Origin of the sequence: Bradyrhizobium sp. Leaf396, assembly GCF_001424605.1 — a bacterium.
GTDB classification, from domain to species: domain Bacteria; phylum Pseudomonadota; class Alphaproteobacteria; order Rhizobiales; family Xanthobacteraceae; genus Bradyrhizobium; species Bradyrhizobium japonicum_C.
This window is the reverse complement of the sequence record NZ_LMQJ01000008.1, coordinates 1-23,907: the sequence shown is the minus strand read 5'-3', so window position 1 is coordinate 23,907 and position 23,907 is coordinate 1. Positions and strand designations below refer to the sequence as shown.

The following is a 23,907-nucleotide window of genomic DNA, read 5'->3' as shown; positions in this document are numbered from 1 at the left end:
GGAATTCGTCAAAAGCCCCAGCGTACCAACGCGATGCAGCACTGCCCGGGTCCGGCGAGGGTTCTATCTAACCAATTCGTGATCTACATTGCCGGCATGGACGACCACACCAACCGAACCCGCAAACCGCGCGCCGACGCCATGCGCAATCGCGAGCGCGTGCTCGAGGCGGCAAAGGCGGTGTTCAGCGCCGGCGGTCCCGAGGCGAGCCTGGAGGCGGTGGCCAAACGCGCCGGCGTCGGCATCGGCACGCTGTACCGGCATTTTCCGGCCCGCGAGGATCTGTTCGAGGCGGTGTACCGGCGCGAAGTCGAGCAGCTCAGCGAGCTTGCCGAGGAGTTGAAGAATGCCAAGGACCCGGTGGACGCGTTGCGTCGCTGGCTGCGCTCCAACGTCGAGTTCGTTGCCACCAAGAAGGGCATGTCGGCCGCGCTGGCGCTGACCTTCCAGAGCTCGTCGGAGCTCGCGGCATTCTCGATGGACCGGCTGACGAAGGCGATCGGCTCGTTGCTCGACCGCGCGGTTGCGGCCGGCCAGATACGTGGCGATCTCGGCCCGGAGGACCTGCTCAGGGCACTCGTCGGCATGTGCTACATGCACGACCAGCCCGGATGGCAGTCCTCGGTGCTGCGGATGCTCGACGTGTTCGTCGATGGCTTGCGGGTGCGGCCCGGTGCCAAAAGCAAGACGCGCGTCGCCAAGCCGGCGAGAGCGGCCGCGAAGCGGAAGCGGTGAAGGTCATCCCGTCAGGATGGGCTTCAACGCCTCGCGCTGGAGCACGATGAAGTCGAAGAACGCAGCGATCCGCGGCACGCGCCTGAGATCGGGATGCGTCAGGATACGCCAGCTCCGCGTCAATTCCGCGATCGGGCCGAGCACGCGGACGAGGCCGGGCTCAGCGTCGCCAAGTGCGATCGGAAGCGGTCCGATGCCCACTCCCGACTTGATCGCAGAGACGAGGCCAAGCACGCTGTTGATGCGAGCCGACATCCTGCCATCCGGCGCGACCTCTTTCAGCCATTTGACGGCGCGGTGATTGGCCAGCGAATCGTCCAGGCCGACCAGCAGATGCCGCTCGAGGTCCTCGATGCGCTCAGGCTTGCCGTGTCGTTCGACATAGTCGCGGCTGGCGTAGACCGCCCAGATCGACTCGGCGATCTTTCGCCCCACGAGTTGGTCGTCGGTGTCACCGGAGCGAAACGCGACATCGACCTCGCCCTTGGAGAGGTCGAGATAGCGGTCGCTCATCACGAACTCGACCCGCAGCGAGGGATGCTGCGCGCGAAAGACGTCGAGCAGGCCGGATTGGGTCAGCCGGGCAACGATCGGCTCCGGGCAGGTGACGCGGATCACACCTTTCATGTCCTGCTCGACGTCGCTGGTGCGCCGCGTGAAGTCGATAATGGCGGCCTCGACGCGCTCCGCATACGGCAACATCGCCTGGCCGAATTCAGTCAGGCGGTAGCCGCTCTGCTGGCGGGTCACCAGTGTGCGGCCCAGTCGCCGCTCCAGTTCGTCGAGCCGACGATGCACGGTCGACTGGCTGAGACCGAGCGCCTTGCCGGCGGCAATGGTGCTGCCGTGGCGCGCGACCGCCAGGAAATATTTGAGGTCGTTCCAGTCGAACATGTGGGGATTATGCACTTCTGCGGCCGCCACCCGCAATGTTGCGGCTCCCGCGGCTGAACGACCGCTCCTAGGCTGCGCGTCCGCGACCTTGCAATGGAGATTGAAGATGCGCCCTCACCTCGCCCTCGGCGCCGCAATCGTGCTGGGCACTCCTGCCGCAGCCATCGCTCAAAGCCACGAGGCGCATGGCATCGCCAAACCTCATGTGGCGCTGCAGCAAGTCGTCGAGGGGCTGCCGAGGGATGACAAACAATCGGTGCGGGTGATGACCGCATCATTCAGGCCCGGCGACAAGACCGTCTATCACACCCACCGTTACCCAGTGACTGTGTATGTGCAGGAAGGCGCCTTCACTCTGGAACTGGCCGGCAAGCCGCCCCTCACGATCAAGGCGGGCGAGGCGCTGGTCGAACCACCCGGCGTGCCGATGACCGGCTACAATCGGACGGAGAGAGAGACCAAGGTCGTCATCTTCTATGTCAGCGCGGTCGATACGCCTTTTCTCGACCTGCTCGCGCATTGAACAGGACTAAGTGGCGAATCCCGGGCCGGTCTTCATTGCGCTCATCCGCGAGCGAATCAGCAGCAACACGACGATGCCGATGTTCAGCGCATTCCACGCTACGCCGTTCGCGAACGCCGCGCCGTAGGAGCCGGTGGCATCGAAGATCACGCCGGACACCCAGCCACCGAAGGACATGCCGAACACCGAGGCGAAGATCACGATGCCGACGCGCGTCGCCGCCTCGCTCGCGGGCATCGCCTCGCGCACGATGATCGCGTAGCTCGGCACGATGCCACCCTGGAAAAGGCCGAACATCGCCGAAATCAGATACAGCGAGGTGAGGCTGTCGAAGAACAGATAGAACACCAGCGCAAAGCCCTGCGCCAGCGATCCCACCAGCAGGGTGCGGATACCCCCGATCTTATCGGCCAGGTAGCCCGAGCCGATCCGGCTGATGATGCCGCAGGCCATCATCAAGGACAGCATCTCGGCGCCACGCGCCACGCCATAGCCGAGATCGCCGCAATAGGCGACGATATGCACCTGGGGCATCGCCATCGCGACGCAGCACGCGATGGCGGCGATCGACAGCAGCACCGTCAGCGTGTTGGTGGAGAGCTTGAGATCGACCCGCGGCGGCGGTGCGTTGGCATGATCGTGGACCGTGTCCCTGCCCATCTGCGCGCGCAGGACCAGCACCAGCACCGTCATCAGGCTGACGCAGACGATGCCGATGCCGATATGGGTATAGCGCCAGCCGATCTCCTGCGTGCCCCAGCTCACGAGCGGCGGCCACATCGTGCCCGCGACATAATTGCCGCTGGCAACGATGGTCACGGCGAGGCCGCGGTAACGCTCGAACCAGTGCGAGGCTTCCGCCATCAGCGGCGCGAAGGTCGCCGCGGTGCCGAGGCCGATGAGGAAGTAGGCGGCGACGAACTGCCAGAGCTGGCTCGACAGGCCAGCGAGCACGTTGGCGACGCCGAGGAAGGCGATGCTGATCGCCATCGCCGGAACGATGCCGAAGCGGTCGGTGATTTTCCCGGCGATCACGCCGCCGAGCCCGAAGCCGAACATCATGAGGGTAAAAGCCAGCGACACCGCGCCGCGCGTGGCGCCGAATTCGGCCTGCACGATCGGAATCACGACCACGACCGCCCACATGCCGACGGCGCCGATCGAGCCGATCAGAAGCGCAATAACCAGCCGCATCCAGGCCTGACGAGAATCAGGGCTGAATGAGTGAGGCGTCTGTCCTGGATGATTTGGCGCGTGCACGGCCCGGAACATGGCCCGCGGATCCTCACAGGGTCAAGCATTGTGGCGCGATATTGGGCATGCGCGGTGCACTGCGGTAACAAGGAGCTTGGCGACGGTGCGATTTGCTACTAGTTTGCAATCTGCGTGTGCACTCCTGCCGCGCGGAGAGCATATCGGCGGAATGTTGCTGCGATTGACGCGACCGTTGCGGATCAGGGTGGGGCGGATCATCGCCCTCGCCTATCTGTTCTGCGTGCTCGCGCCAGCAGCAAGTCTTGCCTGGGGCAATGGCGCTGCCCCCTGTCTTGACGACGTACGCCTCGCCGATCCTGTGCCGGTGCACCACCAGATGCAAGCTGGCCACAATCATGACGGCTCGTCGGACGACCACGCGGAACCGCACGCCCATCATCAGACGGCCGAGAAGGATGCACCCGCTCAGCATCGCCATGGCGGCGACGGAACAGTGGGTCCATGCTGCGCGATGATGTGCGTCAGCGCTCTGCCGGCCGATCTGCCCATCGTCACGACGCCAGTGCAGCCCATGTCTGCCTGCGCGCCCGAGATCGTGGCCAGCCTGCACAGCGCGGCGCCGCCCCTGCACTACCGTCCCCCCATCGCCTGATCTGACGCGACGATTTCGGGCCGAGCGCGCCTTTGCGCGCACGAACCTGTGGTCTCCAGATCAGGGATGAACATGTTTACATCTTCGGGGGCGAGGTCCGCCGCCGCATCCGCGGCACGTGGACGACACTTTCGATTCAATTGGCCGTTGCTGGCCCTCGCCACACTGGTGCTGTCCGGCTGCATGCCGGCAACGCCCCAGGTCGCCAGCGCCGATCCGGCTGATCCGGCGGTAAAGGTCGCGCCCGTCGGCTATCGCTCGACCATCGCGCCCTACACGAGCCTGCGGCCTGCGACGCCGGCGTCGTGGCGCGAGCGCAACGAGAATGTGACGCCGCAGCCGAAACGAGAGCGGTAGGAGCGCGCCATGGCACACCATTTGGCGCGGGGCCTGCTGGTCCTGACTGCGTTCAGCGTTTCCGGCTGCGTCGCATTCTCACCCGATAGCGGGATGACGGCAGTTGCCGAGCTGACGGGCCAGACCATTAACAAGGACGTCGCCTTCGTGCGAACGGCCGAGAGTGCTGCCGCGGTCGACGCACGCGTTCGCCAGCTGTTGTCGCGGACGCTGACCGCAGACACAGCCGTGCAGATCGCGCTACTCAACAACAAGGGGCTGCAAGCCGCCTATAACGAGCTGGCGCTGGCCGAGACCGATCTGGTCGAACAGAGCCTGCCGCCCAATCCCGTGTTCGCGGTCTCGCGCATCACCGGCAATGGCGCCAGCGAGATCGAGCGTCAGGTCGTCGGCGACATCCTCGCGCTCGCCACCCTGCCGTTCCGCTCCGACATTGCTCGCGAGCGCTTCCGTGAAGCCCAGCTGCGCGCTGCCCTGGCGACGCTGCGGCTCGCCGCCGACGTCCGCCGCGCCTATGCCCGCGCCGTCGCGGGCAACGAAATGGTAGGGCTGCTGACGGACGCGAAGGCGACGGCGGAATCGACCGCTCAGCTCGCGGTCAAGCTGGGGGAGACCGGCTCTCTCAACAAGCTCGACCAGGCCCGCGAGCAGGTATTCTACGCCGAGACCACCGCCGACCTCGCAACGGCGCGCCAGGTTGCAGCGAGCGCCCGCGAAAGGCTGGCCCGCCTGATGGGGCTGTGGGACGCCGGTCTGGACTTCCGCCTCCCCGATCAACTGCCGCCGCTGCCGCGCAGGCCACAAGCGCTGCCCACGATCGAGGCCGATGCGGTGGCCCATCGCATCGACTTGCAGATCGCGCGGCTGGAGCTGAACGCACTGGCCAAGGCCCTCAACCTCACCGAGGCGACGCGTTTTGTGACGCTGTTCGATCTCGCCGGCATGACCCGCCGCACGCAGGAGCCGGAAGGAGCCCCGTTCCGCGAGCGCGGCTTCGACGTGCAGTTCCAGATTCCGATCTTCGACGGCGGCGAGGTGCGGGTGCGGCAGGCCGTCGAATCCTACAACTTCGCCTTCAACCGCCTGACCGAGCGTGCCGTGAATGTGCGCTCCGAGGCGCGCGATGCCTATCGCGTCTATCGCTCCACCTACGACATCGCGAGCCATTACCAGCGCGAGATCATCCCCCTGCGCAAGATCATCACCGAGGAGATGCAGCTGCGTTTCTCCAGCATGCAAGTCGACATCTTCGCGCTGCTCACCGAGGCGCGGCAGCGTCTGGCGTCGTTGCGCGGCGCGATCGATGCCCGGCAGAGATTCTTTCTCGCCCAGGCCGATTTGCAGAGCGTCGTCAATGGCGGCTACGCCCCGGTGGCCGGCGCCGACAGTCCAACCACCGTCGCCGCGGCAGCGCCTGCCGCCGGCGGCCACTGAGAGAGAGGCCAGCATGTTTTCCCGGCGAGGATTCTTGGGCAGCGCCGCGCTTGCCGGCGCGTCGGCCATCAGCGGCCGTGTGCAGGCCGCTTCGATTCCGGAAGCACCCACCATGGACAAGGCCGTGATGCAGCCGCCGCTGCATCCAATCAGCGGGCCCGACTATCGGCCCGTGGTCACGCTGAACGGCTGGTCGCTGCCGTACCGGATGAACGGCGACTGGAAGGAATTCCATCTCGTCGCCGAACCCGTGGTGCGGGAATTCGCCGAAGGCATGAAGGTGAATCTGTGGGGCTACAACGGCCAGTCGCCCGGCCCGACCATCGAAGCCGTCGAGGGCGACAAGCTCCGCATCTTCGTCACCAACAGACTGCCCGAATACACCACCGTGCACTGGCACGGCATGATCATTCCGAGCGGCATGGATGGTGTCGGCGGATTGACCCAGCCGCACATCCAGCCGGGCAAGACCTTCGTCTACGAATTCGAGATGAAGAAAAGCGGAACCTTCATGTACCACCCGCATTCCGACGAGATGGTGCAGATGGCAATGGGCATGATGGGCATGGTCGTCGTGCATCCGCGCGACCAGAGCTTTCGGCCCGTCGACCGGGACTTCGTCTTCGTGATGAGCACCTATCGCGTCGACCCCGGCACCTACCTGCCCCATGTCAACGAGATGACCGACTTCAACATGTGGACCTGGAATGCGCGGGTGTTTCCCGGCATCGATCCGCTGCCGGTCAGGCTCGGCGACAAGGTGCGCGTGCGGATCGGCAATCTCACCATGACCAACCACCCGATCCATCTGCATGGCCACAGCTTTGCGGTGACCTCCACGGACGGCGGCTGGATTCCGGAGAGCGCACAATATCCGGAGACGACCACCGACGTGCCGGTCGGCGCGGTGCGTGTGTTCGACGTGCTCGCGGACAATCCCGGCGACTGGGCATTTCATTGTCACAAGTCGCACCACACCATGAATGCGATGGGGCACGATGTGCGCAACCTCATCGGGGTGTCGCGCAAGGATCTCGCCAAGGCCGTCGGCAAGCTCGCGCCCGACGGAATGGCCATGGGCTCGACCGGCATGGCGATGGGCAACATGGAGATGCCCGCGCCCGACAACACGCTGCCAATGATGACCGGCACCGGCCAGTTCGGGCCGATCGAGATGGGCGGCATGTTCACGGTGATGAAGATCCGCGAGGACCTCGCGCGCGACGATTACCGCGATCCTGGGCCATACAAGTTCCCGCAAGGCACCGTCGCCTACGAGGTCACGGCGCCCGCCGCAGAGCCGGCCCGGCAAAAGCCGGGCGCGCCGATGAAGAACATGAAGATGTGAGCGTTCCGATGAACCAGCTACTGGAGACCACGATGAAGACCGCCATCAAGCTCGGCCTCGCGCTGGCCGCGCTTTCGACCGCGCCGGCGCTTGCCCATGAGAAGCACGGGCACGCAACCTTTTCGGCCGGCGAGCCCGGCAATCCCAAGAAGCCCGCGCGCACCATCGAGATTCTGATGAACGAGATGGACTACACGCCCGCCCGGATCGAGGTGAAGCGCGGCGAGCAGATCCGCTTCGTGCTGCGCAATGTCGGCAAGGAGGACCATGAATTCCTGCTCGCCACGACCAAAGAGAATCTCGCGCATGCTCAGGAGATGAAGAAGCATCCGCACATGGAGCACGACGAGCCGAACGCAGTGCGCCTCGCCCCGAGCAAGACGGCCGAGATCCTCTGGAAATTCAGCAAGGCCGGCACGTTCGAATTTTCCTGTCTGATCCCCGATCACCGCGACTACGGCATGATCGGCCACGTCACCGTGAAGTAAGCAATGGAGACTATCATGAACCGCATCATTGGTATCACTGCTGCACTGGCACTGAGCATGGGCCTTGCGACCGCAACTCTCGCAGCCGAGGGCGCCGCGATCAGCGGCGAGGTGAAGAAGATCGACGAGGGCGCCGGCAAGATCACGCTCAGGCACGGACCGGCGAAGAGCCTCGGCATGGAGGAACCCATGACCATGGTCTACCGGGTCAAGGATCCTGCGATGCTGAAGCAAGTGAAGGTCGGCGATAAGGTGACCTTCGAGGCTGAGGAAGGAACGTCGGGATATACGGTGACCAGGATGCAGAAGGCCAAGTAGGCTCTGCCATTCCGGGGCGTGCCCCCTGGGCACGAGCCCGGACTCCATTTCCCACACCACCTGCGGCCCGATAATTCCGGGGTTCGCCCTTCGGGCGCCCCGGATGGCAGCCCGAGCGCCCCGAAAACCCCGGGCCCACCCTCTCTCTACCCCTCCGTTAACCCTTTGCTAACCATACACCGGGCAAAAATTGCCGGGTGAAGTCGAGTGTCGTCGGCCGCGTTAGAACGGGGGACTCCCTGTGGACGCCAGTGCGGTGCCTCACTTTCGGAACGGCGGCCCATCGGCCGCCGCGCAGACGTTTGGGGCGCGCGGACGGCAGTCGCGCGGGGAGGCAGCTACCATGGTCGACGTCACGGCGGGACAGGGCGTAGGCAGCGCCAAGCCCGGCATCCCCTCCCTCAGCGAGATCGTCACCATCCTCAAGCGCGGCGATATCGCGCTGGCGCTCGGCGTCCTCACCATCCTGGTGGTGCTGATCCTGCCGCTGCCCGCGATCGTGCTGGATCTGTTCCTGGCGATCTCGATCACGCTCTCGATCCTGATCCTGATGACATCGTTGTTCATCCAGGCGCCATTGGAATTCTCGGCCTTCCCAACCGTCCTGCTGATCTCGACCATGCTGCGCCTGTCGCTCAACATGGCCTCGACCCGCCTGATCCTCTCGCACGGACACGAGGGCACGGCCGCCGCCGGCCACGTCATCGAGGCCTTTGGCAACTTCGTGATGGGCGGCAATTTCGTCATCGGCATCATCGTCTTCGCCATCCTGATCATCGTCAATTTCGTCGTCATCACCAAGGGTTCGGGCCGCATCGCCGAGGTCGCCGCGCGCTTCCACCTCGACGCCATGCCTGGCAAGCAGATGGCGATCGACGCCGACCTCTCCGCCGGCCTGATCGACGAGAAGGTCGCCAAGGAGCGGCGCAAGGAGCTGGAGGACGAGAGCGGCTTCTTCGGCGCGATGGACGGCGCCTCCAAGTTCGTCCGCGGCGACGCCATCGCCGGACTGCTCGTCGTCTTCATCAACGTCGTCGGCGGCATCATCATCGGCGTGGCGCAGCAGGGCATGTCCTTCGCCGACGCCGGCCGCACCTACACGCTCCTGACCGTCGGTGACGGCCTCGTCACCCAGGTGCCGGCGCTGATCGTCTCGACCGCGGCCGGCCTGCTCGTCTCCAAGGCCGGCGTCTCCGGTGCCGCCGACAAGGCGCTGATGAAGCAGTTCTCCGGCTATCCGCAGGCGCTCGCGATGTCCTCGGCGGTGATGCTGGTGCTGGCGGCGCTGCCGGGCATTCCCACGCTCCCGTTCCTCGCACTTGGCCTCGGCGCAGGCGCGCTGGCCTGGAACTCGCGCAACCGCAACCGGGTCACCGCCAAGGCCGAAGAAGCCGCCAAGGCCGCGCCCGCGGCAGGTCAGCCCGGTGTACCGGGGGCCGCTGCGACCGAAGAGCCGATCTCGGCCGCACTCAAGATCGACGACCTCAAGATCGAGCTTGGCTATGCGCTGCTGCCGCTGGTCAACGGCCCCGACGGCACCGACCGCCTCACCGAGCAGATCAAGGCGCTGCGCCGTTCGCTCGCGATCGAGATGGGCTTCGTGATGCCGGCGGTGCGAATCCTCGACAACGTCCAGCTCGAGGCCAACACCTACATCATCAAGATCAAGGAGGTCGACGCCGGCACCGGCAAGATCTGGCCGAACCAGTTCATGGTCATGGACCCCGGCGGCGGCCAGGTGCAGGTACCCGGCATCCACACCACCGAGCCGACCTTCGGCCTGCCCGCGACCTGGGTCGATGCCAGCCTGAAGGAAGAGGCCTCGCTCAAGGGCTACACCGTCGTCGACGCCGCGACCGTGCTCTCGACCCATCTCACCGAGCTGCTCAAGGCCAACATGTCGGACCTGCTCTCTTACGGCGAGGTGCAGAAGCTGCTCAAGGAGCTGCCGAAGGAGCAGAGCGAGCTGGTCAAGGATATCGTCCCGGGACAGGTGACGGTCTCCGGCATCCAGCGCGTGCTGCAGCTGCTGCTCGCCGAGCGCATCTCGATCCGCGACCTCTCGACCATCCTCGAAGGTATCGCCGATTCGCTCGCCTTCTCGCGCAATCCAGCCACCATGGTCGAGCACGTCCGCGCCCGCCTCGCGCGGCAGATCTGCGCGCAGAACACCTCCTATGCCGGCTATCTGCCGCTGATCGCGCTCTCGGCGAAGTGGGAGCAGGCCTTTGCCGAGTCGATCATCGGCCAGGGCGAGGAGCGCAGCCTCGCGATGCAGCCCTCGAAATTGTCGGAGTTCATGACCGCCGTGCGCGAGGCCTTCGAACGCGCCGCCCGAGAAGGCGAAGCGCCGGTGCTGGTCACCTCCGCGGCCATTCGTCCTTTCGTCCGGTCCCTGGTGGAGCGGTTCCGGGCCCAGACCACCGTGCTGTCGCAGGCCGAAATCCACCCAAGGGCGAGGCTCAAAACGGTCGGAAGCATCTGATTTGCCTTAAGAAGCCGTATGCTTTTCAGCCACAGGCAAATGGTTTTTGAGTTCCCGGCGCTTTGTCCACCAACCGCCGAAACAGCCCCTGGCACGCACATTACAGCTTTGAAATAATTGCCAAAATGCAGGGCCGATGAGCGTTTTCTGATCGCGGCCTTTCACGTCATTTCACGCTCTTGTGATCGCCCCTTGGGAACGAATCCACCCAATACTAGGTTGTTGGGCACCGGAAGCATGAACCTGCCTGAACAGGCTGGCGACTACTTCGGGTAGATGGCGGCAGGAGGCTTCCATGAACCACTCGATTTACAGCGCAGATCGCTCGACCCACCTCAAGATCGTGGTGGTGGCGCTCGTTGCCGGCATCGCGGTGGCGGGCCTCGGCATCACCGCGCGCGCAACGAGCTCGGATGAAGGCCTTACCCAGACCGCACGCGTCATGAAGGCCGGCAAGCCGGTCACCATCACCAGCGCGAACACCTCGCTCGTTCGCTGAGGAGACATGAGTTTCAGGAATTCACGCGGCTCTTTACCAGCCCCCCAAAGTCGCCACGTGGATATGTAGACGACCCCAACCCCAAGTCGACTACGGAAAGCGCCCGCCCCCCACGGGCGCTTTCTCATGTCTGGGTATGTTTTGCGCGGTGAGCAATTGCACGCAAGGCGAACGATGCCGCCCGATGATCGTCGTCACAGTCGCTGCTTACGCCTCGCGCAGCTCCGACGGCGTCGCGCCGAAGCGCTTGCGGAAGGCGCGGTTGAAATAGGACAGGTCGGAGAAGCCCGAGGAATGCGCGATGTCGCTGATCTTGCGCGCCCTGGCGCGGGGATCGCCGAGCAGCTTGCGCGCATGAAGCAGACGCTGCTCCAGCACGAATTCGGTGAAGGTGGTGCCGGCCTGCTCGAACAGGCGTTGCGCCTGGCGCGGGCTCAGACCCGAGCGCGTCGCGACCTCGGACAGGCAGAGATCGTTGCGGCCGAGCGCAGCCATCACGTCGGCGCGCATGAGGTCGAGTCGGGCCGCCGCCTGCCCCCGGCCGCGTGCGCGGCTCGCGTGCTCTGCATCGGTGCCGAGCAGGAGGCCGACGAGATCGACCATATGCTGCGCGGTCAGGCGCTGGCCCACCGCATCGAGATGCGGCGCGTGGTTGGCGGCGAGCGCATGGTAGCGGAAGATGGTCTCGGCGACCGCACCGTCGCTCAGCACCTGGGATAGCTTGTCTTCGGCGCGCGGACTGATATCGAGCAGCGCGCGGCGCGGCATGCGGATAGAGGTGAAGCGATTCTCATCGGTATGGCCGACAGTGCCGGTGACGCTCATGTCGACCAGCACCATCTGAGCGGGCGAGAGTTCGACGGTGTGGCCGTTCTGTCCGACGCTGACGAGGCCCGCATGTGCCGCGATCAGAACGAGGTCGTCGCTGCCGTCGGCAAGATGACTCTGCGTGCGGGAATATTGTGCGGAGGCGCCTTCGGGAATAGCGAGCGCGATGTTGTCGACCACGCTGATCTGGAGCCTGCAATCGATGCTCTCGCCATGGCTCGGCCCGATATCGAGGCCGCAGGAGCCGACGGCCCGCTCGCGCCAATGTTCGAAGGCCGCGCCGTGCGGCAGCCCCGCATATTGGTGACGGAAGATGCCCGGCGTTCTCGCTGCATCCATCTGATTTCTAGCCCCTCTCCGGCAGCGCGATCGGCGGCGCCAACTTCAAATTCCGGGGATTTGACGCCGGCAATTGCGGAGAGGTTCAAACCAGGCACGGATTCGGCCAGGCTTGTCGAAATACGACGGCGGAATGGACCGCAGCGACAGGAATGCGGCCCCTAGGGACGGTCGACACCTACTTCTTCGCCGGCGCCTGCGCTTGCGTGGGCGGGACAGTCTCGATCAGCTTTCCGGAAAACACTGGGGCCGAGGTCGGTTGGCCGTTCGGTGAACCGCCGGCCGGCTCGACCGTGACGGCGTAGGTCGCACCATTGACGACCTCGGCATCGTAGGACGCGAGCAGCGGACGCGCGGTGAAATCGCTCGCGCCGATGACGCCGAGCGAGCGCGGCCGCGGCAGCTTGTCCGAGATCAGCCAAAGCTCGAAGCTCTTGCCCGGCTCCGGCGTCGCGCCGACCTTCCGCACCGTGAAATTTCGCGTCGCGCCATCGATGGTGAGAATGAAGGCAGGGCCGCCGCCCTGGCCCTGCAGCAGCGCGACATATTGCGCGGAGGGGGCGAGCGGCGCGGCCGGGGTCTTGACCTCGACGGTCTGGATGCGCGGCGCCGGACGCAAGGCGCCCGGCAGCGCCTCGGGCAGGAAGATTTGGAGAGACAGCGTCACGAGCAGCACGGCTGCAAGCGCACCGACAGCCGATGCGATGGAGCGCCAGCGCTTCACCCGGTTCTCGAGGCGAATCACGTTGCCATCGTCCGCGACCGGCGTCTGCGGTGCGCGGACGACGTTGAGATCGGGAGCATGCACCTGCGGGATGAATTGCGGCGCGATGTCGGGTATCGCATCAGGCTCGTCAGATGGCCGCGCCGGAGGCTCGACTTGAGGACGCTGCACGTCGGCCGATGACGAGCTCTCCGTCGAGAGCTCTCCGGTGTCGGGCGAGGGCGGTTCCGGCAGAGGCGGCGGAGGCGTAGCCTCGGCGGGCGCGGACGGCTGTTGCGCAAGGGCCGTGCGCGCGATCTCGGATCTGATGTTCTCCCACACGATCGGGCGCGGCTCGACCGAGCCGACCATCTGGTTGAGGGCACTGAGCCGATAGGACCAGGACAGCACGATGCCGGCGAACGCCTCGTCCACCGCCATCATGGTCTCGACCTGGGCACGCTCATCGGCATCGAGCGTGCCGAGCGCGTATTCCGCGGCGAGCGCGATATGGTCCTCGGTGTAGTCCATCACACTCCTTCACCTCTCGCGCAGGTAGAGGTGAACTGTCGTTGCCGCGCTGGTCTCTGCCACTCTCATCATCCTCTAGAGCCCGAGGCACTCCCTGATATCCAGCATGCTGCGCCGGAGCCACGTCTTCACCGTGTTGACGGGAGCAGCGAATTTTTCCGCCAATTGCTCGCGGCTCCAGCCGTTGTAATAGGCGAGCAGCACGAGCCGCTGGCGGTCGGGCTCGAGCCGGCCGATACATTCCAGGAGGCGCTTCAGCTCCTCGGTCATCTCGCGGCGCGCCAGCGGATCGGGGCTCTCGGCCGCAACCTCCATCGCCTGAGGCTCGTCCTCGATGGAGGCTTCCGACTTCTTGCGCACGATGTCGATGGCGCGGTTGCGCGCAATCGAGGCCATCCAAGTGATCGGCGACGACAGGGCCGGATTGAACTGGCCGGCGCCGTTCCAGATCTTGACGTAGGTCTCCTGAATGACCTCCTCTGCGAGATCCTGTCGGCGCAAGATACGGAGCACGACGCCATAGAGTTTCGCGCGCGTAGCGGCGTAAAGGCGCTCGAACGCGGCCTGATCGCGCTTCGCCACCGCCTCGATCAACCCGACCAGCTCTGCTGGCGTCAGCATTCAGCCCCCTGAAAAGCGGCCCGTCGCTTCCCTTCACCACTCCCACACGGGGAGAGGTCGATTTGCGCAGCAAATCGGGTGAGGGGGCACGGGGTAGACGGCGGACCGTCACCCCTCATCCGGCGCTCCGCGCCGACCTCTCCCAGGGAAGAGGTGGGCACCGCTGTTGCTGGCACAGCATTCATTCCAGCCACCATAGCGCGCGGCAAAGCCGAGCACCAAGGGGTGCGGCGCCGCACTGTGGACAGCACATGCGAAAACCCGGACCTTGCGGGTCCGGGTTCGCGGATTTCTCGGTGCTCTGGCTTGCCGGCGCCGTTACGCGACGGCGCCGATGCGAGCACGCATCAGGCCGATGCTGTCGAGGTCGGCCTGCTCGCGGGCGTTCTCTTCGGCGCGCTCGCGGGCCTGGTCGCGCTCGTCGAGCAGCTCGACCTTCTTCAGCTCCTCGAAAGCTTCGGCCAGTGCGGCCTTGGCTTCGTCGAGCTGGCCCTTGAGCTCATCGGCCGAACGGGTCAGGTTCTCGCGGCGCTGGATCGCGGCCTTGGCGTAAGTCGGATAGGCGAAGTGCGAGGGATCGTTGATCCCGGCACGCTCCTGCTCGGTCTGGATCTCACGTTCGAGATCGACCGACATGCGTTGGAAGTCTGCGATCATGGTCTCGATCTGGGTGACCCTGCGGCGCTTCTCGTCGACCTGAAACTTCTTCAGGCGGATGAGGGTATCTCGTGACTTCATCGACTCGTACTCCCCAGAAGTCCCCGCGCTGCACGTGGGACGACACCGGTCACCCCACAGGCCCGATGGGGGCCAAGACCGGCTCTGCTACTCTCTTGGATCGGATGATGACCTGACAAAGTTAGCGTTCCGTTTCCAAATTGCCGAGGATTTGCGCCAATTGGCGGTAGCCGTCCGCCAGTGACGCCTTCTCGTCCTTGCGCTGGCGCAGGAACGCCTCCAGCGGCTCGTGCAGGCGGATCGCCTCGTCGACCTCCGGGCTGGAGCCGGCCCGGTAGGCGCCAAGCCGGATCAATTCCTCCATGTCGGCATAGGTCGCCATCACCTGGCGTGCCCGCTGGATGACCGGCCAGAACTGCGGGTCCGCCGATTTCGGCATGGTGCGCGAGACGGATTTGAGGATGTTGATCGCGGGATAGCGGCCGCGCTCCGCAATCGCGCGCTGCATCACGATGTGGCCGTCGAGGATGCCGCGGACCGCATCCGCGATCGGCTCGTTGTGGTCGTCGCCATCGACCAGCACCGTGAAGATCGCGGTGATGGCACCTATCCCGAGGCCCGGCCCGGCGCGCTCCAACAGCTTCGGCAATTCGGTGAAGACGGTGGGGGTGTAGCCTTTGGCGGTCGGCGGCTCGCCGGCGGACAGACCGATCTCGCGCTGAGCCATGGCAAAGCGCGTCACCGAGTCCATCAGGCAGAGCACGTCCTTGTCCTCGTCGCGAAAATACTCGGCGACCGCGAGCGTCAGATACGCGGCCTGGCGGCGCATCAGCGCCGGCTCATCCGAGGTCGCGACCACCACGACTGAGCGCGCAAGCCCCTCCTCTCCGAGATCGTCCTGGAGGAACTCCTGCACCTCGCGGCCGCGTTCGCCGATCAGTCCGATGACGCTGACATCGGCATCGACGTTGCGGGCCAGCATCGACAGCAGCACCGACTTGCCGACGCCGGAGCCTGCGAAGATGCCCATGCGCTGGCCGCGGCAGCACGTGAGAAAGGTGTTCATCGCGCGCACGCCGAGATCGAGCGGCGCGCCGACACGCTTGCGCGAGTGTGCCGGCGGCGGCGTATTGCGGAACGGCATCGGCGAGGAGCCCTGCGGCAACGGCCCCTTGCCGTCGATCGGCTCGCCCAGCGCGTTGACGACGCGGCCGAGCCACGCTGCAGACGGCCGCACCTGATTGGCCGCATTGGCGATGACCGCCTTGCAACCGCGGCGCACGCCGTCGAGGCCGGCGAACGGCATCACGACGGCATTGTTGCCGGAGAAGCCGATCACCTCGCAGGGAATGGTACGGTTGGCACCGGTCTCGATCACCAGCCGCGCGCCGACCGACATGGCATGAATGGGACCGGCGACCTCGACCATCAGGCCGCGCACGCCGACCACGCGGCCATATATGTTGATGCCGTCGATGTCGCCGATCTGTTCGGCCAAAGCCTTCATCGGTGGGCCTTCATGAAAGGGCGCGCGCTGCTCATCCGGGACATCACGGTCAAAACCTTAAGTTTCGCCATATTTCTGAACGGCGCTTAACTTCGTGTTTACCCGCATCATTAATCATTGCGTCACTGTCTTTGACACTGAGCGTGGCTTCCCTTCAGAAGAAGGCTGAGTCGCGGGAGTCGGTTAGGCCCGTCTCTTAAAGTGGAGCTTGAACGGAACTAGGTGACGAAAGCTGCTTCGCGCGCAAGACCTTAGGGCGATTCGACAAAAATTGCACGGTGGGGACTTGCGTTCCAGAATCAGAGTTTGTTAACCATCTGTCGTCAGGATCCGAATCAGTTGTTCAAAGGCGTTTTGTTGAGTGCCGCGAATGCGGCCGACCTGACGCCCAGGAGCGGCGACTATGGGGAACTGGCATGCGCGTTTTGCTGATTGAAGATGACAGCGCCGTCGCGCAGTCGATCGAGCTGATGTTGAAGTCGGAGAGCTTCAACGTCTACACGACCGATTTGGGGGAAGAAGGCGTCGATCTCGGTAAACTATACGATTACGACATTATTCTTCTCGACCTCAACCTGCCCGACATGTCCGGCTACGACGTGCTCAAGCAGCTCCGGGTCTCGAAAATCAAGACACCGATTCTGATCCTCTCCGGCCTCGCCGGCATCGAGGACAAGGTCAAGGGTCTCGGCGTCGGCGCCGACGACTACATGACCAAGCCCTTCCACAAGGACGAGCTGGTGGCCCGCATCCACGCGATCGTGCGCCGCTCCAAGGGCCATGCCCAGTCGGTCATCCAGACTGGCGACCTCGTCGTCAACCTCGACACCAAGACGGTGGAAGTCGGCGGCCAGCGCGTGCATCTGACCGGCAAGGAATATCAGATGCTGGAGCTGCTCTCGCTCCGCAAGGGCACGACCCTCACCAAGGAAATGTTCCTCAACCATCTCTATGGCGGCATGGACGAGCCCGAGCTGAAGATCATCGACGTCTTCATCTGCAAGCTCCGCAAGAAGCTGGCCAACGCGTCCGAGGGCCGCAACTTCATCGAGACCGTGTGGGGCCGCGGCTATGTGCTGCGCGAGCCGCACGAAGCCGACGAGCGCATCCCCGCCTGATCCTGGGTTCACGTGGCAAGCCCCGCAGGGCTTGCTCCTCCCAGCCTGGACCCCGCCGCAAATGGCGGGGTTTTGTTTTTTGGGGGCGTCCTCTCCCGGTCCTGCTTGAGGGAGATTGCACCGACCGTACCGTTCCAGCTTCACCACCCCCTAACATTTGAACCGCTAACCTCCTCCCGCCGACGAATGGTCGCTGCACGATGGGGGAACGATGATCCTGCAATCACTCGCCGGCCTGCCCGCCTTCCTGGTCTATTTCTGCACCGGGCTGATCGCGATCGTGGCCTATCTGTTCGTCTATACGCGCATCACCGCCCACAACGAATTCCAGCTCATCCGCGACAACCAGCCGGCCGCGGCGATCGCACTTGGGCTCAGCCTGCTCGGCTTCGTCGCGCCGCTGGTCAGCGCCATCGCGCATTCGGCCAACGTGCTGGACTGCCTGATCTGGGCGACGATCGCATTGGTCGTCCAGGTCATCGTGTTCTATCTCGTCAAGGTTCCGGTGCCGAACCTGTCGGCGCGAATCGATGCCGGCGAGCTTGCGCCGGCGATCTGGCTCGGCCTGTCCTCGCTCGCCGCGGGGCTGCTGAACGCTGCCAGCATGATCTACTGATCATGGCCGACAAACCCGCCAAAAAGCAGTTCGGCAAGCGCCGGCCGGTGGCCGAGCCACCGCCGTCACGGCCGCCGACCAAGCGCTCCGGCCATGTCGCGCTGCTGGTGATGGGCACGATTGCGGTCGGCACCACCGCCTACACCTTGATGCCGCGGCAGAACTGCGAGCCCACCCCCGGAGCCGTGCCGGAGCAGACGACCACGACATGCAGCAGCAGCAGTTCGTCGGGGGGCAGCAGCTCGCGCTGGTCGTCGCGGTCGAGCTTCTTCAACAGCGATTCCTCCAGTCATTCCTCGTCGGGAACGTCGTCCGTTTCCGGCCACGGCAGCGTGAGCCGCGGCGGCTTCGGCTCGTTCGGCCACGGCTTCTCCGGCGGCGGCTGATCCATGCAGCGCATCAGCTGCCTCGAGCGGGATGACTGGCGTGAGACCGCAGCGCAATGCGGCTTCACCTTCCACACTATCGGCGGCGAGCGCTATTGGGACGAGCGTGCCTATTACGGCTTCACGCTCGACGAGATCGAGCGCGGCATCGAGGCACCGACCAGTGACATTGACGCAATGTGCCTGGAGCTCGTCGGACGGGTGATCGGCGATGAGCGCCATCTCCGACGATTGAAGATTCCGGAAGCGTTCTGGAGCCTGATCGCCGAGAGCTGGAAGCGCGACGACCGCAGCCTCTATGGCCGGCTCGACCTCAAATTCGACGGCAAAGGTCCGGCAAAGCTGCTCGAATACAATGCGGATACGCCGACCTCGATCTTCGAGGCCGCGGTGTTTCAATGGACCTGGCTCGAACAGGCGATCGAACGGCGCATCGTCCCACCGCGCGCCGATCAGTTCAACTCCATCCATGAGCGGCTGATCGCGGCCTGGAGGGAGATCGCCGGCAGCCGCCACATCCATCTCACCGGCGTCACGGACAACGAGGAAGACGCCGGCACACTCGCCTATCTCGAAGACACCGCGCGCCAAGCCGGGCTCTCGACCAAATTGCTCGATATCGAGCAGATCGGCTGGCGCGACGAGCCCGGCGGCTTCGTCGATCTCGACGATCGCGACATCGCACTGGCCTTCAAGCTCTATCCTTGGGAGTGGATGTTCCATGACACGTTCGGCGCCAAGCTCGCGAGCGCGCCGACACGCTGGATCGAGCCGCCGTGGAAGGCGGTGCTTTCCAACAAGGGCATTCTACCGCTGCTCTGGGAGATGTTTCCGAACCATCCCAATCTGCTGCCGGCCTTCTTCGAGGACGATCCGCGCGCCGCCGAGCTCGGCAGCTCGTTTGTGCGCAAGCCGCTGCTGTCGCGCGAAGGCGCCAACGTCACGCTGGTGTCGGGCGGCATGCCGCTCGATGAACAGGCCGGGCCCTACGGCGCGGAAGGCTTCGTGCGGCAGGCGCTGTCACCGCTGCCGAATTTCTCAGGGTTCTATCCAGTGATCGGAAGCTGGCTGGTGAACCACGAGCCCTGCGGCCTATCGATCCGCGAAGACGAGAGCCCGATCACGGGAAACGGTTCGCGGTTTCTGCCGCATGCGATTTTGTGAAGGCTCGTCATTCCGGGCGCGACAAAGTCGCGAGCCCGGAATGACGGAGAGTTCACCGCGCCGCGGCGATCTTCAACGACGGCGGCATCAATCCGCCCATCGGACGGCCTGAACGCGCAGGATTGAGCTGGTAGAGACCTCGACGCTCCGTGACGGGGCGGAACGCGTCGGTGATGCCGACGACGGATTCGGCAGCGCCAAGCAGCAGCGTGCCGTCGGCTTCCATCGCCTTGGCCAGGCGCTCGAAGATCACCGCCTTGGTGTCCTGATCGAAATAGATCAGCACGTTGCGACAGAAGATCACGTCGAACGTGCCCAGATGAGAGAAGTCCTGCAGCAGATTGAGCTGGCGGAACTGCACCATGGCGCGAATGTCGGCATTGAGCTGCCAGAGTTCGCCGACCTGCGTAAAATACTTCATCAGGTGCTGGATCGGCAGGCCGCGCTGCACCTCGAACTGGCTATAGACACCGGCTCTGGATTTCTCCAGCACCTCCTGCGACAGATCGGTGGCCACGATCTCGATGCGCCAACCGGCCAAGGCTGCGCCTATCTCCTTCACACACATCGCGATCGAATAAGGCTCCTGCCCGGTCGAGGAGGCCGCCGACCAGATGCGAATCGACTTGCGCGCCGCGCGCGCCTGGATCAGGCTCGGCAGGATGGTGTCGCGCAGATGATCGAATGGGATCTTGTCGCGATAGAAGAAGGTCTCGTTGGTGGTCATCGCCTCGACCACGTCGGTCGCAAGCCGACCGTCGCCATTCCTGATCTTCAGCACGAGATCGGGAATGCCTTCCAGGCTCGCCCTGCGGGCGAGCGGCAGCAACCGGCTCTCGACCAGATATTGCTTGTCGGCGGAGAGATCGAGACCGGAGCGTTCTTTCAGGAACTTGCGCAGATAATCGTAGTCGACCGGCGTCACGAGCGGTCTCCCGCGAACAGGCGATTGACCTTGGCGCCGATCTGGTTGAGCGGCAGGATCGCCGCGCAGATGCCAGCATTGGCCGCAGCCCCCGGCATGCCCCAAACCACGCTGGAAGCCTCGTCCTGTGCGATGACGCTGCCGCCGGCAGCGACGATGTCCTTGCCGCCGCGCATGCCGTCCGAGCCCATGCCGGTCAGGATTACGGAGAGAATGTTGCCGTGCCAGACGTCGATGGCCGAGGTGAAGAGCGGATCGACCGCGGGCTTGCAGAAGTTGACCGCGGGACCGTCGTCGAGCGCGATCACGGTGTCCCCGCCGCTGCGTGCGACGCGCATGTGCTTGCCGCCCGGCGCGAGATAGATCCGTCCCGGCTTCACCAGCTCGCCGTCGACCGCCTCGGCTGCCGGCCGGCGGCTCGAGCGCGCCAGATGCTCGGCAAGGATGGTCGTGAAGGTCGGCGGCATGTGTTGGGTGACCAGCACCGGGACGCGGTCGATCACCGGCCCGAGATCGGCGACGAGCGCCATCAGCGCCTGCGGTCCGCCGGTCGAGGATCCGATCAGCAACACCTTCGGTACCTGGGTCGAGAACGCACGCGTCGTGAGCGCCCCCGATGACGGTGCGGCCGGAGCCGGTGCAGGCGCGGCAGACCTTGCGACGGACGGTGCACGCATCGCGGGCGCCGGACTCGCCGGCGCGAGCGGCGGGCTTGCGACCGCGGGCTTGCGACGCAGCCGTGCGCCGAGATGGCGGATCTTCTGGATCAGGTCGTGGTGAAAGATGTCCGCCGCCGACGCTTCGCGCGTCGACTCCGGCTTGGGGATGTAATCGGCCGCGCCGAGCGACAGCGCCTTGAAACTGATCTCGGCGTTGCGGCGCGTCAGCGTCGAGGCCATGATGATGACGAGATCGCGCTTCTTCGCCAGCAGTTTTGGCAGCGCCGAGATGCCGTCGAGCTCGGGCATTTCGATGTCGAGCACGGCAACGTCGGGGTTGATGCGCTCGAGCTGGTTGACCGCTTCGAGCCCGGTGCGCAAGGAGGCCGCGACCTCCATGTCGTGCTCGGCACCGACCCAGCGCGAGATCAGACCGCGGATGACGACGGAGTCGTCGACGATCATGACCCGCAGCGGCCCCGTTTCACGCGACGAGCCCGTGGTCGAATTACCTGCGAACGCAACACTCATTACTCACCAACTCAGACTGAAACGGTTCAGTTGAAAAATAGCTCCGAAGGATCCGTTCGGCCTCCGGGCGGTCGCTCAGATCAGGCCGACTTCCTGGAATTTCGCCGTCACGATGTCCTTGTCGAACGGCTTCATGATGTATTCGTTGGCGCCGGCGTGCAGCGCGCGCGCGATATGCGCGACGTCGTTCTCGGTGGTGCAGAACACCACCTTGGGCTGGTCGCCCCCGGGCATGCGCCTGAGATGGCCGAGGAACTCGTAGCCGTCCATCACCGGCATATTCCAGTCAAGCAGCACCGCATCGGGCAGCCCGCGCTTGCAAGCCTCCAGCGCCTTTTCGCCGTCTTCGGCTTCGAGGATCTGAAAGTCGAGGCCTTCCAGGATCCGGCGCGCAACCTTCCGGATGACGCTGGAATCGTCAACGACGAGACAAGTTCGCATGTGAACCTCTGCTTCCTCCCCTTACGGGGCACTTCCAGTTGCAAGTCCGCCGGCGGCGGCGCCGCCGTATCAGGCCGCCATCATTTCGGGCGCCAGCTCGAGGACGCGATCGACGTCGAGGACGACCATGAGCTGGCCATCGAGGCGGTGGACGCCGCCGGCGAGCTTGGCCATGCGYGGGTCGAGGTTGACGGGGTTCTCCTCCATGCCGGCYTCGGGCAGGCGCAGCACCTCGCCGATCTGGTCGATCAAGAGGCCATAGGATTCGCCGCGCAGGTCGACGCCGACGGCCATCGGGGTCTTGCCATCCTCNGAGAAATCGCCGCCGCCACACTCCTTGGCGATCTCCCATGCCGGCCTCGGGCAGGCGCAGCACCTCGCCGATCTGGTCGATCAAGAGGCCATAGGATTCGCCGCGCAGGTCGACGCCGACGGCCATCGGGGTCTTGCCATCCTCGTCCCTGGGCAGGCCGAGACGAGAGCGCATGTCGACGACGGTGACGATGCGGCCGCGCAGGTTGAGGACGCCCGCGATCTCGCGCGAGGCCAGCGGCACGCGGGTGACGCGCTCGGGCATGAACACGTCCTGGACGCGGGAGATCGGCAGGCCGAACAGCTGGCCGCCGATCATCGCGGTGACGTATTCGACCATGGCGCCTTCGCCGATCTGGGTCTTGCTGCTCATATGCGTATCTCCTGATCCATCCCGCTTAAGGTTCAAGCCGCCGCCGCCCGGCTCAGCTCGGAGGCGCCGGCGGCGCCCGCGGTCTGCTCCTTCAGTGCCGCGATCAGGCCGGGACGGTCGAACTTGGCGACGTAGTCGTGGAAGCCGGCCTGCCGGCCGCGCTCGATCGCCGCCGGCGACACCAGTGCGGAGAGGCCGATGATCGGCGTCGCGGCGAGGTTGTTGTCGGAACGGACGACTTCCGCGAACTCGAACCCGTTCATGTCGGGCATCTCGATGTCGGTCAGGATCACGTCGAAGCTCTGCGCGCGCAGCGCCGCCAGGCCCTCCTGCGCGGTCGGCGCGGTGCGGACGCGGTAACCGGCGGCCTTGAGCACGGGCGCCAGCATGTTGCGGAAGAACGCGCTGTCGTCGACCAGCAGCACCGATTGCGAATGCAAYGACGGCTTCATCTCCTTGCGGGTGAACCAGTCGGAGAACGCCATGGGCAGGAAGTGGCCGACGTCGATCACCTCGGTGGCCTGGCCCTTGATCACGGCCGAGCCCAGAATGCCCGAACCCGAGCCGCCGACCTCGATGTTGAGCCGTTCCTCGACGATGTCGATGATCTCGTCGACGACGAGGCCCATGGAGCGGCCGTCGTCGGCGAACACCAGGATCGGCTGGGCACCCTGGCTCGCAATGGTGACGCCTTCCATGGCCACCAGCGGCATCAGCTGCTCGCGGTACTGCACCATGTAGCGGCCGTTCGAGAACTCGATCTTGTCGGCCGGCAGCTCTTCCAGGCGCGTGACCAGCCCGAGCGGGACCGCCTTGGGCTGCGACGAGCCGGCGCGGAACACCAGCAGCGAGGTGGTCTGCTCGCCCGAGCCGATGTGATGGGCCCCGTTCTCGTCGCCCATGTCATGGGCCGAGGAGCCGGCGGCGCCGAGCGCCTTGGCRATGCCGTTGGGRTCGATGATCATGATSACCGCGCCRTCGCCCAGGATGGTGTTGCCGGAGAACATGTCGATGTGACGCAGCTTGGTCGACATCGGCTTGACCACGATCTCCTCGGTGTGGAACACGCCGTCGACGACGATGCCAAAAGTCTGGCTGCCGACCTGCGTCACCACGATGAAGCCGTTCTCGGGATCGGAGGCCGCGCCGTCGTCGATCTTGAGCAGACGCCGCCGCAATTGGTCACGTCCGGCTCGGGATAGGACACTGCGCCATTGGCGATATAGT

Annotated in this window: 26 protein-coding genes and 1 pseudogene; 14 read left to right on the top strand and 13 right to left on the bottom strand. The window is 65.1% G+C overall.

All coding sequences use genetic code 11. The features are described from left to right. Nucleotides 1–96: 96 nt before the first annotated feature. Nucleotides 97–735: a TetR/AcrR family transcriptional regulator gene (locus ASG57_RS09855; protein WP_024341729.1), complete on the top strand. Its 639-nt coding sequence runs from the start codon at nt 97–99 to the stop codon at nt 733–735. 3 nt (nt 736–738) lie between these two features. Here the strand turns inward: ASG57_RS09855 and ASG57_RS09850 are convergent, their stop codons facing one another. Further along, on the bottom strand, nt 739–1,659 hold the full coding sequence (locus ASG57_RS09850) for a LysR family transcriptional regulator (protein WP_162250042.1): 921 nt from the start codon (nt 1,657–1,659) through the stop codon (nt 739–741). A gap of 76 nt (nt 1,660–1,735) precedes the next feature. Here ASG57_RS09850 and ASG57_RS09845 point away from each other — a divergent pair, with 76 nt between their 5' ends. Further along, the gene (locus ASG57_RS09845) at nt 1,736–2,152 is read left to right on the top strand and encodes a cupin domain-containing protein (RefSeq protein ID WP_024341731.1); all 417 of its coding nucleotides are present in this window, start codon (nt 1,736–1,738) and stop codon (nt 2,150–2,152) included. Nucleotides 2,153–2,158: 6 nt separating this feature from the next. On the opposite strand, the gene ASG57_RS09840 is transcribed toward ASG57_RS09845, so the two are convergent. Further along, nucleotides 2,159–3,424 carry an MFS transporter gene (locus ASG57_RS09840; protein WP_024341732.1) on the bottom strand — a complete coding sequence of 422 codons (1,266 nt, stop codon included), beginning with the start codon at nt 3,422–3,424 and terminating at the stop codon, nt 2,159–2,161. 151 nt (nt 3,425–3,575) lie between these two features. Here ASG57_RS09840 and ASG57_RS09835 point away from each other — a divergent pair, with 151 nt between their 5' ends. From ASG57_RS09835 to ASG57_RS09800, 8 genes are all read left to right on the top strand, one after another. Then, nucleotides 3,576–4,019, top strand: a complete 444-nt coding sequence (locus ASG57_RS09835) for a hypothetical protein (RefSeq protein ID WP_024341733.1) — start codon at nt 3,576–3,578, stop codon at nt 4,017–4,019. Nucleotides 4,020–4,091: 72 nt separating this feature from the next. After that, complete coding sequence (locus ASG57_RS09830; protein WP_024341734.1) at nt 4,092–4,376, top strand: hypothetical protein; 285 nt, start codon at nt 4,092–4,094, stop codon at nt 4,374–4,376. A 9-nt stretch (nt 4,377–4,385) separates the two neighbouring features. Beyond that, on the top strand, nt 4,386–5,810 hold the full coding sequence (locus ASG57_RS09825; protein ID WP_024341735.1) for a TolC family protein: 1,425 nt from the start codon (nt 4,386–4,388) through the stop codon (nt 5,808–5,810). 13 nt (nt 5,811–5,823) lie between these two features. Beyond that, a complete protein-coding gene (locus tag ASG57_RS09820; protein ID WP_024341736.1) occupies nt 5,824–7,158 on the top strand; it encodes a copper oxidase in 1,335 nt (444 codons plus the stop codon). Nucleotides 7,159–7,190: 32 nt separating this feature from the next. Next, nucleotides 7,191–7,646: a cupredoxin domain-containing protein gene (locus ASG57_RS09815; protein WP_024341737.1), complete on the top strand. Its 456-nt coding sequence runs from the start codon at nt 7,191–7,193 to the stop codon at nt 7,644–7,646. Nucleotides 7,647–7,661: 15 nt separating this feature from the next. Further along, a complete protein-coding gene (locus ASG57_RS09810; protein WP_024341738.1) occupies nt 7,662–7,964 on the top strand; it encodes a copper-binding protein in 303 nt (100 codons plus the stop codon). Nucleotides 7,965–8,307: 343 nt separating this feature from the next. After that, nucleotides 8,308–10,449: a flagellar biosynthesis protein FlhA gene (flhA, locus tag ASG57_RS09805; RefSeq protein ID WP_024341739.1), complete on the top strand. Its 2,142-nt coding sequence runs from the start codon at nt 8,308–8,310 to the stop codon at nt 10,447–10,449. 295 nt (nt 10,450–10,744) lie between these two features. Next, complete coding sequence (locus ASG57_RS09800) at nt 10,745–10,948, top strand: hypothetical protein (protein WP_024341740.1); 204 nt, start codon at nt 10,745–10,747, stop codon at nt 10,946–10,948. Nucleotides 10,949–11,155: 207 nt separating this feature from the next. Here ASG57_RS09800 and ASG57_RS09795 read toward each other — a convergent pair whose 3' ends face one another. The 5 genes from ASG57_RS09795 to fliI all read right to left on the bottom strand — a co-directional run bounded on the left by ASG57_RS09795 (nt 11,156) and on the right by fliI (nt 16,155). Continuing rightward, complete coding sequence (locus ASG57_RS09795; protein WP_024341741.1) at nt 11,156–12,115, bottom strand: helix-turn-helix transcriptional regulator; 960 nt, start codon at nt 12,113–12,115, stop codon at nt 11,156–11,158. A 178-nt stretch (nt 12,116–12,293) separates the two neighbouring features. Beyond that, entirely contained in the window at nt 12,294–13,349 is a 1,056-nt protein-coding gene (locus tag ASG57_RS09790; RefSeq protein ID WP_024341742.1) for an anti-sigma factor, read from the bottom strand. Between the two features lie 75 nt (nt 13,350–13,424). Continuing rightward, on the bottom strand, nt 13,425–13,970 hold the full coding sequence (locus ASG57_RS09785) for a sigma-70 family RNA polymerase sigma factor (RefSeq protein WP_024341743.1): 546 nt from the start codon (nt 13,968–13,970) through the stop codon (nt 13,425–13,427). Nucleotides 13,971–14,288: 318 nt separating this feature from the next. Beyond that, a complete protein-coding gene (gene fliJ, locus ASG57_RS09780; RefSeq protein ID WP_011084990.1) occupies nt 14,289–14,708 on the bottom strand; it encodes a flagellar export protein FliJ in 420 nt (139 codons plus the stop codon). A 121-nt stretch (nt 14,709–14,829) separates the two neighbouring features. Further along, on the bottom strand, nt 14,830–16,155 hold the full coding sequence (fliI, locus tag ASG57_RS09775; protein ID WP_024341744.1) for a flagellar protein export ATPase FliI: 1,326 nt from the start codon (nt 16,153–16,155) through the stop codon (nt 14,830–14,832). 416 nt (nt 16,156–16,571) lie between these two features. On the opposite strand from fliI, the gene ctrA reads away from it, so the two are divergent. From ctrA to ASG57_RS09755, 4 genes are all read left to right on the top strand, one after another. Beyond that, nucleotides 16,572–17,273, top strand: a complete 702-nt coding sequence (gene ctrA, locus ASG57_RS09770) for a response regulator transcription factor CtrA (protein ID WP_016848562.1) — start codon at nt 16,572–16,574, stop codon at nt 17,271–17,273. A 211-nt stretch (nt 17,274–17,484) separates the two neighbouring features. Continuing rightward, entirely contained in the window at nt 17,485–17,889 is a 405-nt protein-coding gene (locus ASG57_RS09765; protein ID WP_024341745.1) for a DUF350 domain-containing protein, read from the top strand. Nucleotides 17,890–17,891: 2 nt separating this feature from the next. Further along, on the top strand, nt 17,892–18,275 hold the full coding sequence (locus tag ASG57_RS09760) for a hypothetical protein (protein WP_024341746.1): 384 nt from the start codon (nt 17,892–17,894) through the stop codon (nt 18,273–18,275). A 3-nt stretch (nt 18,276–18,278) separates the two neighbouring features. Beyond that, complete coding sequence (locus tag ASG57_RS09755; RefSeq protein WP_024341747.1) at nt 18,279–19,439, top strand: glutathionylspermidine synthase family protein; 1,161 nt, start codon at nt 18,279–18,281, stop codon at nt 19,437–19,439. 52 nt (nt 19,440–19,491) lie between these two features. Here ASG57_RS09755 and ASG57_RS09750 read toward each other — a convergent pair whose 3' ends face one another. From ASG57_RS09750 to ASG57_RS09725, 6 genes and pseudogenes are all read right to left on the bottom strand, one after another. Next, complete coding sequence (locus tag ASG57_RS09750; protein ID WP_024341748.1) at nt 19,492–20,364, bottom strand: CheR family methyltransferase; 873 nt, start codon at nt 20,362–20,364, stop codon at nt 19,492–19,494. Continuing rightward, nucleotides 20,361–21,554 (bottom strand): protein-glutamate methylesterase/protein-glutamine glutaminase, encoded by a 1,194-nt coding sequence (locus ASG57_RS09745; RefSeq protein WP_024341749.1) that lies wholly within the window; start codon nt 21,552–21,554, stop codon nt 20,361–20,363. Before ASG57_RS09745 ends, ASG57_RS09750 begins: the two co-directional genes overlap by 4 nt. A 75-nt stretch (nt 21,555–21,629) precedes the next feature. Further along, a complete protein-coding gene (locus ASG57_RS09740; RefSeq protein WP_007600538.1) occupies nt 21,630–21,995 on the bottom strand; it encodes a response regulator in 366 nt (121 codons plus the stop codon). Nucleotides 21,996–22,064: 69 nt separating this feature from the next. After that, nucleotides 22,065–22,307: pseudogene (locus tag ASG57_RS09735) on the bottom strand (chemotaxis protein CheW); the annotation flags it as partial. Nucleotide 22,308: 1 nt separating this feature from the next. Beyond that, a partial coding sequence (locus tag ASG57_RS09730; protein ID WP_156402635.1) for a chemotaxis protein CheW occupies nt 22,309–22,680 on the bottom strand: 372 nt, incomplete at its 3' end. Nucleotides 22,681–22,712: 32 nt separating this feature from the next. Beyond that, a partial coding sequence (locus tag ASG57_RS09725) for a response regulator (RefSeq protein ID WP_156402628.1) occupies nt 22,713–23,907 on the bottom strand: 1,195 nt, incomplete at its 5' end.

What these genes read in the sequence shown, in the direction of transcription:
- ASG57_RS09840 (WP_024341732.1), bottom strand. Translation starts at nt 3,424, where the DNA reads ATGTTCCGGGCCGTGCACGCGCCAAATCATCCAGGACAGACGCCTCAC.
- flhA (WP_024341739.1), top strand. Translation starts at nt 8,308, where the DNA reads ATGGTCGACGTCACGGCGGGACAGGGCGTAGGCAGCGCCAAGCCCGGC.
- ASG57_RS09765 (WP_024341745.1), top strand. Translation starts at nt 17,485, where the DNA reads ATGATCCTGCAATCACTCGCCGGCCTGCCCGCCTTCCTGGTCTATTTC.
- ASG57_RS09745 (WP_024341749.1), bottom strand. Translation starts at nt 21,554, where the DNA reads ATGAGTGTTGCGTTCGCAGGTAATTCGACCACGGGCTCGTCGCGTGAA.
- ASG57_RS09760 (WP_024341746.1), top strand. Translation starts at nt 17,892, where the DNA reads ATGGCCGACAAACCCGCCAAAAAGCAGTTCGGCAAGCGCCGGCCGGTG.
- ASG57_RS09815 (WP_024341737.1), top strand. Translation starts at nt 7,191, where the DNA reads ATGAAGACCGCCATCAAGCTCGGCCTCGCGCTGGCCGCGCTTTCGACC.
- ASG57_RS09755 (WP_024341747.1), top strand. Translation starts at nt 18,279, where the DNA reads ATGCAGCGCATCAGCTGCCTCGAGCGGGATGACTGGCGTGAGACCGCA.
- ASG57_RS09810 (WP_024341738.1), top strand. Translation starts at nt 7,662, where the DNA reads ATGAACCGCATCATTGGTATCACTGCTGCACTGGCACTGAGCATGGGC.
- ASG57_RS09820 (WP_024341736.1), top strand. Translation starts at nt 5,824, where the DNA reads ATGTTTTCCCGGCGAGGATTCTTGGGCAGCGCCGCGCTTGCCGGCGCG.
- ASG57_RS09845 (WP_024341731.1), top strand. Translation starts at nt 1,736, where the DNA reads ATGCGCCCTCACCTCGCCCTCGGCGCCGCAATCGTGCTGGGCACTCCT.
- ASG57_RS09795 (WP_024341741.1), bottom strand. Translation starts at nt 12,115, where the DNA reads ATGGATGCAGCGAGAACGCCGGGCATCTTCCGTCACCAATATGCGGGG.
- fliI (WP_024341744.1), bottom strand. Translation starts at nt 16,155, where the DNA reads ATGAAGGCTTTGGCCGAACAGATCGGCGACATCGACGGCATCAACATA.
- ASG57_RS09830 (WP_024341734.1), top strand. Translation starts at nt 4,092, where the DNA reads ATGTTTACATCTTCGGGGGCGAGGTCCGCCGCCGCATCCGCGGCACGT.
- ASG57_RS09785 (WP_024341743.1), bottom strand. Translation starts at nt 13,970, where the DNA reads ATGCTGACGCCAGCAGAGCTGGTCGGGTTGATCGAGGCGGTGGCGAAG.
- ASG57_RS09800 (WP_024341740.1), top strand. Translation starts at nt 10,745, where the DNA reads ATGAACCACTCGATTTACAGCGCAGATCGCTCGACCCACCTCAAGATC.
- ASG57_RS09740 (WP_007600538.1), bottom strand. Translation starts at nt 21,995, where the DNA reads ATGCGAACTTGTCTCGTCGTTGACGATTCCAGCGTCATCCGGAAGGTT.
- ASG57_RS09825 (WP_024341735.1), top strand. Translation starts at nt 4,386, where the DNA reads ATGGCACACCATTTGGCGCGGGGCCTGCTGGTCCTGACTGCGTTCAGC.
- ASG57_RS09855 (WP_024341729.1), top strand. Translation starts at nt 97, where the DNA reads ATGGACGACCACACCAACCGAACCCGCAAACCGCGCGCCGACGCCATG.
- ctrA (WP_016848562.1), top strand. Translation starts at nt 16,572, where the DNA reads ATGCGCGTTTTGCTGATTGAAGATGACAGCGCCGTCGCGCAGTCGATC.
- ASG57_RS09790 (WP_024341742.1), bottom strand. Translation starts at nt 13,349, where the DNA reads ATGGACTACACCGAGGACCATATCGCGCTCGCCGCGGAATACGCGCTC.
- fliJ (WP_011084990.1), bottom strand. Translation starts at nt 14,708, where the DNA reads ATGAAGTCACGAGATACCCTCATCCGCCTGAAGAAGTTTCAGGTCGAC.
- ASG57_RS09835 (WP_024341733.1), top strand. Translation starts at nt 3,576, where the DNA reads ATGTTGCTGCGATTGACGCGACCGTTGCGGATCAGGGTGGGGCGGATC.